The sequence below is a fragment of the Paenibacillus nasutitermitis genome (assembly GCF_014641075.1).
GTDB classification, from domain to species: Bacteria; Bacillota; Bacilli; order Paenibacillales; family Paenibacillaceae; genus Paenibacillus_Z; species Paenibacillus_Z nasutitermitis.
Genome location: NZ_BMHP01000007.1, coordinates 115,143 through 127,283 on the forward strand (window position 1 = coordinate 115,143; position 12,141 = coordinate 127,283).

The following is a 12,141-nucleotide window of genomic DNA, read 5'->3' on the forward strand; positions in this document are numbered from 1 at the left end:
GATCTTTTGCAGATCCTGCCGCTTTCGAATCAGCCGCTGTGTTGTAACAGCCTGGACTGGCTCGTCCTAGCCTGATCGGACTTTAACCCTTAATGCCGGGTGTTGAAACATGGATTCAAATGGAGGGCACAAGGGTAATCGAAAGTAAGAAACGACGTCAAGCAACAACAAGAAAAGAACACGAATGTGCTTTCGTGAACATTTTTAGGAGGAATGGATGATGAGCATGAGTGGAACCGATATTGCGATGATATTAATAGGGCTGTCTGTGGCTGTATTGGCTATATTTTTGGTGCAGACCCTCAAGAAGGTCCAGACTTCTTTGGATGCGGCGGGTAAAACGCTGCAGGAAGTTCAACTTGCCATTCATGGCTGGAAAGATGATATCGGGGATCTTGTCGGCAGCGCGCGGAAGCTTACAGACCGTGTGGATGACCAAATCGATTCCATTCAACCCTTAATGGCGACCGTGCGCGAGACGGGTGAGGCCCTTCATGAAGTAGCTGGAGTTGCTCATAACTTTTCTTCCATCTGGTCCGCAAAGCTTCGCAGGCGTGCCGAAGCCGCTGCTTTGAAAGATGCCGCCAAGGCATCCCGGGAAGCGGAAGCTAAACGTCTGGCCGCTTTAAGTGCTGTGAATGCAAATACCTCCGGAACGGGCCGTGAAATGATTGATATGCAAACCGCAGCTGCTGCAGAAGGTTTTTCGGGCGATTTGCCCGGCGCTACGGCTATAGATAAGAGCGGATACCTCCATACGACTGCTGTCCCTGAGCAGCAAACCCCGGCATGGTTGTCCTGGATGGAGACCGGCGTACATGTAGCCAAACTTATTACGAGGCGCTAGTAGCATTCGGCATGGCAACTGGTTATGATAAGACAAGAGCGTTAATAAGAAATGGTATCCTATGAATGAACGTTCTGCTAGGAGATGAAAGATGCGTATTGCTGTCGTTGACGATAATCCGATGAATATTACTGTGGCGCAGGAGATCCTCAAGCGTGCCGGCTATACCGATGTGTGGGCCGCCGCTTCGGGGGTCGAGCTGTTTGCCATCCTGGGTTTGAATGCCCAAGGCCAGGAGCCTGATGCGGCTATAACTCATGACAATGGAATAGATCTCATTCTCCTGGATATGATGATGCCGGGAGTTGACGGAATTACCGCCTGTCATGCGATTTCACAATCATCCCGACTAAGGGATATTCCCATTATCATGGTAACGGCGATTGGAGACTCCAAGAAGCTGGCGGAAGCTCTTGATGCCGGAGCTATTGATTATGTGACAAAGCCGATTAACCGGATTGAGCTGCTTGCGCGCATCCGGGTCGCTTTGCGTTTAAAAGAGCAGAAGGATTGGCATAAGGAACGCGATCGCCGGGTCCGGGAAGAACTTCAGTTGGCCAGGGAAGTTCAGAGCGCTGCTCTACCGCAAAAAGTGGAAGAAAAGCGGATTTCCGTGAATGCGATTTTCCGTCCATCGGAAGAACTCTCCGGCGACCTCTATGCCTGGAACCGGATTGACGACAAACGTTATGGCATAGCTGTTATTGATGCTATGGGTCATGGCATTTCTTCTTCGCTTGTAGGTATGTTTATCGCGTCCCTGCTGCAGGAAGCGATGACCAAACTGGTTGAGCCGGAGCTGGTTATCCAGGATTTGAACAGCAGGGTCCAGCAGCTGCAATTTGCCGACCAATTAATTCAATATTATTTTACGGCGCTTTATGCTTTGGTCGATCTGGAGGAAGGAACGGTGGAGTATGTGAATGCCGGCCACCCTCCGGGAATGATTGTACGCGGCGACGGCGGGGTTGAAGCCTTCCAGCAGGGCGGTCTGGCGATTGGGTTATTTAATGAGATCAAAGTGACGAAGCATCTTCTGAAAATTTCTCCTGGTGACCGGATGATTTTGTATACAGATGGCATGCTCGATCTGGTCAGCGAGGATGATGAGGATCAAATTGCCCGTTTGAAAGAAGCCCTTCAGCCTTTTGGCAGCAAGGTAGAGGTTGCAGAGGTGGAAGAGGTTCTTTTCCGGCAGGATAATGACTCCAACCGTTCGGACGACCGCTGTCTGGTTTTGGTGGATATTAAATAAAAGCGGAGTGAAGATACATACAAAAAAAACCGGTTAACGCTAACCGGTTTTTTTGTATGGCGGCTAGCTTCGCGCCCGGTGGGAGGGTTTGGATCCGGATGAGCCGCTGCGCTGAGCTTTTGTTGTTTTTTTATTTTTGCTTCTTCTGCGGGGAGGCATCTCGGTGTCGGTGGCATTTATAATTTGTTTGGGCTTGCGCGCATACAGCAGATCCCCGGTCCAGCCTTTATGCCACAGCCACCAGTAAACAAGGAGGGTTGCCAGCGCGATAAATACGCTTGTGCCAACAAAGCCCCAGATATTATGAGCGAACGGAATAATATCGAAATTCATGCCCCAGATCGCTCCGATCACGGTAGCGGGCATGAACAAGGCGGTGAAGATGGTTAAGGTTTTCATAATATCATTTCCGCGAAAAGACGAGATGGAGTCATCCATCATGAGCAGCGTGTCTATTTCAATGGCGTAATGATGCAACAACTGACGAATGCGCAATATTTTAAATTCAAAACGCTTGAACGCTTCTTTCTCTATGACCTCGTCCAGAAAGGCCTCTTTGGCAGCGCCGTACACTTCTTCCAGCGGTATAAACAAATGGCTCCAGTAAAGCAAATCAAAACGCCGTTCAAAAATGGAGTTCATAAGCCCCGTCCGGTTGTTGTGACGCATGTTATGCTCAAGCTCTCCTAACCTCGCTTCAAAAGAATCCAGGCCATGGTGAAGAATTTCACCAATATAGGAAAGGATCACAAAAAAAGCTTCAGACGGTGTAAGACAGCGTTCCAGCTTCTCCGACCAGGGCTCCATCTGCATCTGCAGAGCCAGCCGGTAATCGCCGTGCAAGGTTACAAGCTTCTTATTCGATATCCAGAAATGAAGAGGCTTCACATCCTCCGGCGCCTCCGAAACCTGAAACATTAAGGTTCCATAAAGGATGGGCGTCCCGTCATCCAGCTCCGAGACCGAGATTTGGTTCTGCTCGTCCTGCTGCATGGTTTCTTCCACCCAGCCCTTCATTTCAGGATGAGCCTGCTTGAATTCACGCAGAAGCTGCTCATCTTCAGGGCTGTCGGAGGTTGTGCTGTCATAAAGCGTATTCTCTATAGAAAAGGATCTTCGGCCTGCGTGGCCGGCAGAACCGGATGATGGTTGGGAGGAGGATTTGCCGCTCCGCCTGCCCAGCTCTGAAGCAGCCGGCGACCGTTGGTTATGAAGCAGATGCCACTGCCATTTGGAGGGAAATTGGAGCATCCGGTGCATCATGATATTCGAGCCTCCTGCTAATCCGTTCGATGCATGTATTGTTACCATCATAACGTGAACACGCTTCGGGCACAACAGCCGAAGGTGAGAATGCAGTGTTTAACAATATTGGTAAGAAGGAAGCCGCACAAAAATGCCGCTTCTCGGCTAAACCGGTTGCGGCATCATTGTTGTACCAGCTGAGGATCATCAATCATCCTTATCTTCCGCGTCACTCTCGTTAAGATAGTGCTTGAGTTTCTCAATAGCGCGCCGTTGAATACGCGAAATACTCATTTGGGAAACACCGAGCTTATCTGCAATGTTCCGCTGCGGGAGACCATCCTGATAGACCAGAAGCAGCACTTGCTGTTCCTGCGGCTTCAATCGGGACATTGCGGCCTGAAGATCCAGTTTCTTATCGACCGAATCGAAATCATCCGCTGGTGATCCGATCAGATCGCCAAGTGTGGTTGTATTCTCTTCCTCGGAAATCGGAGTGTCGAGCGAGACATAATGGTACAATTCCCGCCCGGCCAATATTTCAGTCGTTTCTTCCACGGAGAGCTCCATATATTGCGCGATTTCTTCAATACGGGGAGAACGCTCCAGCGAAACGGTGAGATTATCGACCGCCTGTTGCACCGCGATACCCTTTTCTTTAATTCGGCGGGGCACTTGCACATACCAGGATTTATCCCGTAAATAATTCTTCATGTGGCCGATGATGCTTTTCATGGCATAAGGTTCAAATTGTACGCCCAACGATACATCGAATTGACGAAATAGACGAAGCAAAGCGATTTGCCCCACTTGCATCAAATCTTCATACAAATCGGGTCGATTGCGCGAAATTTTACCGGCCGCCATTCGAACCATCGGCTCATATTGAACTATAAGCTCCGTGGCCGTCTCATTGTCCGGGTTATCCTGGTAGCTCAGAATGAGTTCCGTATTGGATAACTGTGGCTGCTTGGCCGGCTGTAGATTCATACCATTTCACCACTTTTAACAAGTCGTTTGGTGAGAACCACTTCGGTTCCTGTATCGCTGTTGACTTCTACCTGGTCCATCAGTGCTTGCATTAGATAAAGACCCAGCCCGCCAGCCTGAAGTTCTTCAACGGATTTGCCATGCATCGGCTCCGCTCTGCGTGATGCAGAAGCCGCATCGAAGCTGCGGCCGTCGTCTTTGACAATAATAGAAAGAGCGTCAGGCTTCTTAATAAATCTAACTTCAATATGGGGGTTGTAATTTTGCGGCATCGAAGTAGTGCCAGACGGCATATCTCCGTACGCGTAAAGCACTGCATTATTGCAGGCTTCGGACACGGCTACCTTCATATCCTCGATTTCCTCATAGGAAAAACCAATCTTTACGGCAAGACCGTACAGGGTTAAACGGATCAGATCAATATATTCTGCAGAAGCCGGCACTTGTAATGTTACGATTTCTTCATTGGCTTTCATATTGTGTTTTCGTTCCTTTCCTAGTAACAATCATGCGTGACCTGTCTGTTTCAGCAGAAACGGTGTGATTCCCGTCATGTCAAACAGCTTGCGGATGTTCGGCGGAACGGCTTCCACGGCGAACGGCGCATCATTGGCGTGCCGGGCCTTCAAGACGGATACCAGAATGCCGATTCCCGTACTGTCCACATAACGGAGTTCACGAAGATTAAGAATAAGCTCCCGGTCCGACAGTTCTACAAGCGGGGACATGGCCGCCCGCATTTGGGCTGCTGATTCGAGATCAAGCTCACCGCCCACGTAAACAATACATTTGCCTTCTTTATTTTCGGTACGTAAAAATAACTTGTCAATTTGCTTCATATTACCTCTCCTGTACCCAAAATAGAACCTGTTTGCTTGAACCTCTCGCAGGTCCTCATTCCTTGACATTAAGCGTTACTATTATCCTTCTTTATTAATACCCTGGCAAATATCCCTTGAAACAAGCGCGGAAGCAGGAATAATCTTCTATTTCCACGATTGAATTCACAGCAAACTGGGTAAACCAAACGTAGAACACCCGATCATGAAATTGGATGATTCATATCATACAAGGAGGCGTTCCAAAATGGCGATTAAAATTGGAATTTTCAAAACACAGAAGCAGGCACTGGACGCGATTGAAGCGTTGCAGCAGGAGGGCTTTACCGAAAATCAGCTTAAAGTGATAGCCAAAGACCGGGAGCATTCCCGTTTGTTGGAATCAGAGACTAATGTGCATACCGATGAAATACAAGATATTGCTGAAACGCGTGACCATATGGAGGACGGCATAGGGATCCCCGCAATCGGGCTTGCGGGGACCGGTGTAGGGACAGCCGGAGGTGTTGGCGTTAATTCGGGAGGCGCAGGCGCCACTTATTACGGAGCAGGAATTTTAGCCGGAGATGGCATTCTTGACGATCAGACGGATATGGGGGATGCGCTTCATGCGCTGGGCGTAACAGGAAGCGACGCAGAGAAATGCCGCGATGCGCTGGCGGAAGGCTGCATTGTTATCACAGCCGAAACCGATGCTGACCAGCCTTCGAACTTTGCAACGAATATATCCCGCGGCGATACTGCAGAGGCGGTCTACCAGAGGGCCGGGGCAGAACGGATTCTGTAATGGAATCGCACCTGTAACGGTTTGTATTGCCATAGATCAAAAAGGACGCGCGATGTATCGCTGCGTCCTTTTTTTAGTTTGCATTCCGTGAATCATTTCCATGATGACGAGCAGATCATCTGCGGGAAGAACCGATGAAGTTCAGTATAGGCCGCAATGACTGGGCGGGAACAAGGTCCAGCAAATCTCCTTCCTGCTGCAAACGCGTTTCGATATTCATCAAATTAAAATCAGTAATTGATACATTCCGGCGCACCTCCGACCAGTGAAGCGGGGTGGATACCGGGGCACCAGCTCTTGCGCGCGGCGAATAGGGAGCAACGATCGTCTTGCCCTGGTAATGCTGGAGATAGTCAATATAAATAAGCTCGCCGCGGTTTTTCTTCAGCCGCTCGACCGTAAATAACCCGGGATGCTTGTCGGACAGATAGCTGCCCACAAACTCTCCGATTTTACGCAGCTCATCAAACATCAGATCGGGGAGAATAGGCGTTATAATTTGGACGCCGGTGGCTCCGGATGTTTTGGGAGTAGACTGGATGCCAAGCGATTCCAGCAAATCACCGACCAAAGAGGCGGCTTCCATGATGCGCGGCTCCTCCTCCAGGGAGGGGTCCAGGTCCAGTACCCACTCGGTGGGCTGAAGCGGATTGCTGATTCTGTCGAATGAGGCATGATATTCCAGACAGGCGAGGTTGCCGAGCCATAGCAGCACAGGCAGGGAATTTAGCACGACATACTCGGTATTCTCATGCTTGCGTGTCTGCACAAATTCGGGAGCGGGGGAAGGGCAGTTTTTCTGATAAAAGGATTTGCCGTTCACCCCGTCCGGGAACCGGATTGTAGTCAAATGGCGGTCGGTGCAGTGCTTGATCAGCCAAGGCGAGAGCAGCGCAAGCCGCTGAAGAAAGATCGCTTTCGTAATGCCCTGCTCCGGCCAGAGCAGCTTGCCTGGATTGCTGACCGACAGCTCCACCCCCTCTACGGTGATCGTTCCTTTCACTGCCCGGCTCATGCTGATGGCTCCCCGGTCAGGAAAGTGACCAGTTTAGGATGGCGCAGCTGCCCGGCAGAGGTGATTTCAAGTCCGGTCACACGACATTTGAAGCTGTGTGGCAGCCACTGTACGCGTTCACGCTTGAGATCGTCCGGGATCAAGGGGAACGGACAGGCGGCAGAGTTGAAATGGGAAGGATCAGCGAGAAAAGCTTCCGCAAGCGTCTTTCGCAAGGCATCGTTCAATCCAAGGGAAACGGATCCGAGATAGCTCGCTTCCAGAGACATGATCAGACTGGCAATGATGCCGCTGCGCCATTTCAGGCCGACGATGTCGACATCAAGCAGGAGGGCTGTTTTTTTCTTGAGCCAGTCTCTGTGTTTTTTTCCTTCTATATAGGGGCTTGACCATTTCTTGCTGACAATGCCTTCCCAGCGGTTGGCTTCCACCCACTCCCACAGCGCTTTCCCGTCTGTGAATACATCAGTGACCAGCAGACCCGGATGAAGGCCATGGCATAATTTTCGCAGTCTGAGGTACCGTTCCCCGCAGGGCAAATGGCGAAGGTCGCCGCTGCTGTCGGAAAGCAGGTCGAACAAAACATAAACAAGCCCTTCCCCTTCGGCGGGAATAGAAAAGGCAGCCGTTTGCGTTTCCATCGTTTGGTTGTGGAGGTTCGAGCGGCTTGCTGTGCTTCTCTCCCGCTTCAGCACCTTTTGAAAATGGGGACGCACCCCATCCCACCAAATCATTTCCCCATCGAGCAGGCAACTGCCAAGCTTCTTCCGAAGGTCTTCCAATATCCCGGCTATTTCCGGATAGGTTGCATTTTTTTTTAGCATATTGCGGGAGTACAGCTCCACTCCGCGGCTGTCGCTGAGCCGCGCAAGAATTCGCACTCCGTCCCATTTCAATTGATACCGCCACTCTTCGCCTGCCGGCAGGGTTGGATTGGAAATGGGCGCCATGGGATGATGGGGGAGGTCCGGCAGCGGAGCGTGATAGGATCCCTGAATCCCGTCGTTCCTGTGTTCGCTGCCACCCGGTCCTGCTATCCATTGTTCACTCACGCCTTATATGCCTCCCCCAATGATTTTTGTTCCATCACATTTAAGATACGGTCTCCTTTGATGAGGAGTCTTTTCCTTTGGCTTTGCGCGGGCGCGGAGCCTTGCTATTTTTGGTTTCCTTGGCGGCCTCGTCATTCTGGCTGTCATCATCTGCTTTGCCTGCTGGCTGATTGCTGTCCAGACTGCCTGGTGCGTCCGGCGGCAGCTTGACCGCTTCAAGACTGGCCTGCAGGGCAGCCATCAGGTCAAGCACATTGGTACGCTGCTGCTCGGGAGCTACGCGTACGTCCTCGCCGGCGATTTTGTGCTGGATCAGGTCCATCAGGCGCGCGCGGTATTCATCGTTGTATTTCTCTGGTTCAAACGCGGATGTGAGCTGCTCGATGAGCATCCGGGCCATCGTCAGCTCCTTCTCATTGACCTGGACGGTTTCCGGTAAACCCGGAACCTGCGAAACAGAGCGAATTTCATCGGGATAGAAGATGGTTTCCATCGCCAGACAGTCATCGATGACACGAATGGCAGCCAGCGAGCTTTTGGAACGGATGGAAATATTGGCGATTCCGATCCGTCCGGACTGCCTCATGGCTTCCAGCAGCAGATTATAGGCATTTCCTCCCGCCTGATCCGGGGACAGGTAATACGTTTTTTGAAAATAGATAGGATCGATTTCTTCCAGCGCTACGAAATCGAGGATACGGATCGTTTTTGTCGCATCGTCGCTTAATTGTTCGAGCTCTTCCTTCTCGAACAGAACAAAACGTCCCTTCTCATATTCATAGCCCTTTACAATGGCATTCCAGTCCACTTCGACATCGCAGGTAGGACATTTGCGGATATAGGAAACCGTGCTGCCGCATTCACGGTGAATGAGCCGCATGGAGATATCCTTATCCTCCGTGGCAGAGAACATTTTGACAGGAACATGAACAAGACCGAAACTGATGGCGCCTTTCCAGACCGTATGCATGTCGTACAACCTCCTCCAATTTTTCCGCTTCTAAAAGAATATGATTTCAGTATTCCCCGAATGCATGAAGCACAATCGAAAAGGGCATATTTTCATCAGGCACTTATCCTGAAAAATGAAAAGAGGGACCGGCATGAGCGAATCAAATGACAAACTGACCGACAAAAAAACCGAAGGCCGCGACGATTATTTTATGGATATCGACCGGATGGTGAACGAAGGGCTAGGGGGCGGTCAAGTTACGCTGCATAATGGCAAAATAGAAGAAACCACGACAGATACCATGGATCCGGAGGGCAAGGACTAGTGTATAAGCCGTAAAGCATTTTTGAACAGGCAGCCCGAAGAATGTTTGGAATCCATGTGGTTTGGGGTATTAAAAAGCATGGAACATTCCCCTGGTTAAGGGGATGGACGACAAACTCGGGAGATGATAATAATGGTGGATCGCAACGTCGATATTGAAGAACGTCATGTGGAGAAAAAGTCGGATTCGAGTCTTGTGGCATCAACCTTTATCAAATACGCAGCGTATATCATTATCTTTTTTGGAGCGCTGTACTTCCTGGTCACATACGTATTTCCTAAATTCTAAATAAGCTTGAAGCCAAAGAGCAGCGCGGCAATTTGCCGCGCTGCTCTTTGATTTATGTCCATACATAATGCGAACACCTTTATAATAAACGAAGAAAAACGATGAAAAGGAGCGAATATGTTTTGAATTTGACCGAAATTGAGATATAATGAAGGAACAAGAGGTAATTTGAGTGATGCTTTCAAAGGGAATGGATCCATATGAGGGGGTAAGGCATGGGCAAACAGCATTATAGATTGACGAAGTTCGAAATTCTAAGACGGATTATATTTATTACTATTGGTGCGGGGCTCGTCTCTGTAGCGCTGGAAATTTTTCTGGTTCCCAACAATATTATTGACGGGGGCATAGTTGGCATATCCATCATGGTTGCCCATCTTACCGGGTTGCCGCTCGGTATGTTCCTATTCTTGCTCAATGTGCCTTTTCTAATCCTCGGGTACAAGCAAATAGGCAAAACCTTCGCATTATCGACGCTTTACGGTGTTGCTGTAATGTCCATCGGCACGCAGCTTCTTCATCCGGTCAATCCGCTAACCTACAGCACTTTTCTGGCACCGGTTGTCGGCGGTGTCATTCTTGGTATCGGAGTAGGGCTTGTCATTCGTTTCGGAGGGTCGCTTGACGGGACGGAAATTGTGGCCATTGTTTTTAACAAGCGATTGCCGTTCTCCGTAGGCGAAGTGGTCATGTTCCTTAATCTCTTTATTCTGGGCAGCGCGGGTTTCGTGTTCTCATGGGACAGCGCCATGTATTCATTGATCGCTTATTATATCGCATTCAAAATGATCGATATTACCATCGAAGGCTTCGACGAGTCCAAAGCCGTCTGGATTATTAGCGAAGAAGCCAAGGAAATCGGCGATGCGATCATGAACAGGCTCGGCCGGGGCGTGACGTATTTGAAAGGCGAGGGCGGCTTCACTGGCGGCTCCAAGCGTGTCATCTTCTGTGTCATCACCCGGTTGGAGGAAGCCAAAATGAAATCGATTGTCCAGGAGCTTGACCCGGTGGCGTTTCTGGCGGTCGGCAATATTCATGACGTCAAGGGCGGACGCTTCAAGAAACGGGACATTCATTAGTGAACAAGCCAATTGAAAACGTCATGTAATTTTCGGCGAACTCAAAAGGGAAGAATAAATAAAGGCGGTCGCTGCCAGCGGGGTAAACCGGCAGCGACTGTCTTTTTGTTGCAGGCGTACCTTGGCTGTGCTTCCGCTGCGGCATGCTGTTGGTCATAAGAGACTTAACCCACTTATCAGCGCCCGGATGGTCCCCCCGAAGGGAAGCTGTGCACAGTGAAAAAAGCAGGCTGTTTTCTTGCGGGCAGGAGGACGGACCGATATAATAAGGTCAATGATGAGACGGGTCAAGCTTTGGAGGAATGGCCGGGCATATGCTAACCGCCTGCGGCATGCAGCCGGGGCAAGGGTGAAATGACAGGAGGCGGATCGAAGATGGACGAGTTTGGCAGCATCCGCCACTGGACGAATGGCCGCCAGAGCGGGGAACTGCTGCACGGGCAGGGCGTCGTGCTGGGTATCGGCGACGATGCTGCGGTTGTGGAAGCGCCGCCTGGCATCAGCGGCGCTCTGCAGTGGGTGCTGGCGGTCGACACGATGGTGGAGAGCGTCCACTTCAATGAGGCGACGATGGCGGAAGCCGATGTCGGCTGGAAGGCGCTCGCCGCAAACGTCAGCGATATTGCGGCGATGGGCGGCGAGCCCCGGCATGCGCTGGTGTCTGTGAGCGCGCCGGGGGCCTGGGGGCCGGCACGGATACGCCGGCTCTATGATGGGCTGTATGCGTGCGCCGATCATTATGGCGTCGCAATTATCGGCGGCGACACGACTTCGTCGCCGGCGCAGCTGGTTGTGGCTGTGACGGTGGTGGGCACCGTCGAAGCCGGTAAGGCGATCCGCCGGTCGGGCGCCCAGCCCGGCGATGCCGTTTTTGTGACCGGCCCGGTCGGCATGGCCGCGGCCGGTCTTCATTATTTGCTCGCCGCAGCTGCGCTCGGCGGCGGGCAGTTCGTGCCGCCGGCGGATGCAGCGGCCGCGGGAACCGCTGCGCTGGTGCAGGCGCACCGCCGCCCGGCGCCTTCGGTACGCGCGGCCCGGATGCTCGCTGCGCGGGGCACGGTAACGTCGCTGAACGATATCAGCGACGGCCTGTCCAGCGAGGCCTGGGAAATCGCCGATGCCTCCGGGGTGCGGCTGCTGCTGCGCGAATCGCAGCTGCCGGTCAGCGGCAGCATGGCGGTATATGCCCGCAGCAAGGGGATAAATCCGCTGGAATGGATGCTTGGCGGCGGCGAGGATTATGTGCTTTTGGGCACCATGGCCGCAAGCGATGCCAAAGCGGCCAAAGCTGCGCTTATGGAAGCAGGGCTGCCGATGTACCTAATAGGCGAGGTTGAAGCCGGACCGGCCGGTGTGGATATGATTGCGGAAGACCGGCACTCCGGTCATCGTGCTGAGCAGGAGAAGCGTATACCGATCCAGAAAAAGGGATATAACCATTTTACGGATTAAACGAAGGATACA

The 12,141-nt window shown here is 51.5% G+C and carries 14 protein-coding genes; 7 read left to right on the plus strand and 7 right to left on the minus strand.

The features are described from left to right. Positions 1–217 precede the first annotated feature (217 nt). Together IEY46_RS30320 and IEY46_RS30325 are read left to right on the plus strand one after the other, a co-directional pair. Complete coding sequence (locus IEY46_RS30320; RefSeq protein ID WP_229750647.1) at positions 218–847, plus strand: DUF948 domain-containing protein; 630 nt, start codon at positions 218–220, stop codon at positions 845–847. Positions 848–938: 91 nt separating this feature from the next. Then, positions 939–2,102, plus strand: a complete 1,164-nt coding sequence (locus tag IEY46_RS30325; RefSeq protein ID WP_188998298.1) for a PP2C family protein-serine/threonine phosphatase — start codon at positions 939–941, stop codon at positions 2,100–2,102. A 63-nt stretch (positions 2,103–2,165) separates the two neighbouring features. On the opposite strand, the gene IEY46_RS30330 is transcribed toward IEY46_RS30325, so the two are convergent. From IEY46_RS30330 to IEY46_RS30345, 4 genes are all read right to left on the minus strand, one after another. Beyond that, positions 2,166–3,365: a magnesium transporter CorA family protein gene (locus tag IEY46_RS30330; protein WP_188998300.1), complete on the minus strand. Its 1,200-nt coding sequence runs from the start codon at positions 3,363–3,365 to the stop codon at positions 2,166–2,168. A gap of 189 nt (positions 3,366–3,554) precedes the next feature. Next, complete coding sequence (locus IEY46_RS30335) at positions 3,555–4,337, minus strand: sigma-70 family RNA polymerase sigma factor (RefSeq protein WP_188998302.1); 783 nt, start codon at positions 4,335–4,337, stop codon at positions 3,555–3,557. After that, positions 4,334–4,813: an anti-sigma B factor RsbW gene (gene rsbW / locus IEY46_RS30340; protein ID WP_188998303.1), complete on the minus strand. Its 480-nt coding sequence runs from the start codon at positions 4,811–4,813 to the stop codon at positions 4,334–4,336. The genes IEY46_RS30335 and rsbW overlap by 4 nt, the downstream gene beginning before the upstream one ends. 30 nt (positions 4,814–4,843) lie before the next feature. Beyond that, positions 4,844–5,176 carry an STAS domain-containing protein gene (locus tag IEY46_RS30345; RefSeq protein WP_188998305.1) on the minus strand — a complete coding sequence of 111 codons (333 nt, stop codon included), beginning with the start codon at positions 5,174–5,176 and terminating at the stop codon, positions 4,844–4,846. A gap of 247 nt (positions 5,177–5,423) precedes the next feature. On the opposite strand from IEY46_RS30345, the gene IEY46_RS30350 reads away from it, so the two are divergent. Beyond that, positions 5,424–5,963 (plus strand): general stress protein, encoded by a 540-nt coding sequence (locus IEY46_RS30350; RefSeq protein WP_188998307.1) that lies wholly within the window; start codon positions 5,424–5,426, stop codon positions 5,961–5,963. A 115-nt stretch (positions 5,964–6,078) separates the two neighbouring features. Here the strand turns inward: IEY46_RS30350 and ligD are convergent, their stop codons facing one another. From ligD to ku, 3 genes are read right to left on the minus strand one after another with little or no spacing between them, the layout of a single operon-like run. Continuing rightward, positions 6,079–6,978, minus strand: a complete 900-nt coding sequence (gene ligD / locus IEY46_RS30355) for a non-homologous end-joining DNA ligase (protein WP_188998309.1) — start codon at positions 6,976–6,978, stop codon at positions 6,079–6,081. Then, positions 6,975–8,030 (minus strand): ATP-dependent DNA ligase, encoded by a 1,056-nt coding sequence (locus IEY46_RS30360; RefSeq protein WP_188998311.1) that lies wholly within the window; start codon positions 8,028–8,030, stop codon positions 6,975–6,977. The genes ligD and IEY46_RS30360 overlap by 4 nt, the downstream gene beginning before the upstream one ends. A 40-nt stretch (positions 8,031–8,070) precedes the next feature. Next, positions 8,071–9,000, minus strand: coding sequence for a non-homologous end joining protein Ku (ku, locus tag IEY46_RS30365; protein ID WP_188998313.1), 930 nt, complete (start codon positions 8,998–9,000; stop codon positions 8,071–8,073). Positions 9,001–9,133: 133 nt separating this feature from the next. Here ku and IEY46_RS30370 point away from each other — a divergent pair, with 133 nt between their 5' ends. From IEY46_RS30370 to thiL, 4 genes are all read left to right on the plus strand, one after another. Beyond that, the gene (locus tag IEY46_RS30370; protein WP_188998316.1) at positions 9,134–9,307 is read left to right on the plus strand and encodes a hypothetical protein; all 174 of its coding nucleotides are present in this window, start codon (positions 9,134–9,136) and stop codon (positions 9,305–9,307) included. Between the two features lie 132 nt (positions 9,308–9,439). Then, on the plus strand, positions 9,440–9,595 hold the full coding sequence (locus tag IEY46_RS30375) for a hypothetical protein (RefSeq protein ID WP_188998319.1): 156 nt from the start codon (positions 9,440–9,442) through the stop codon (positions 9,593–9,595). Between the two features lie 215 nt (positions 9,596–9,810). Next, entirely contained in the window at positions 9,811–10,677 is an 867-nt protein-coding gene (locus tag IEY46_RS30380; RefSeq protein ID WP_188998322.1) for a YitT family protein, read from the plus strand. Between the two features lie 375 nt (positions 10,678–11,052). Next, complete coding sequence (gene thiL, locus IEY46_RS30385; protein WP_188998351.1) at positions 11,053–12,129, plus strand: thiamine-phosphate kinase; 1,077 nt, start codon at positions 11,053–11,055, stop codon at positions 12,127–12,129. Positions 12,130–12,141 lie beyond the last annotated feature (12 nt).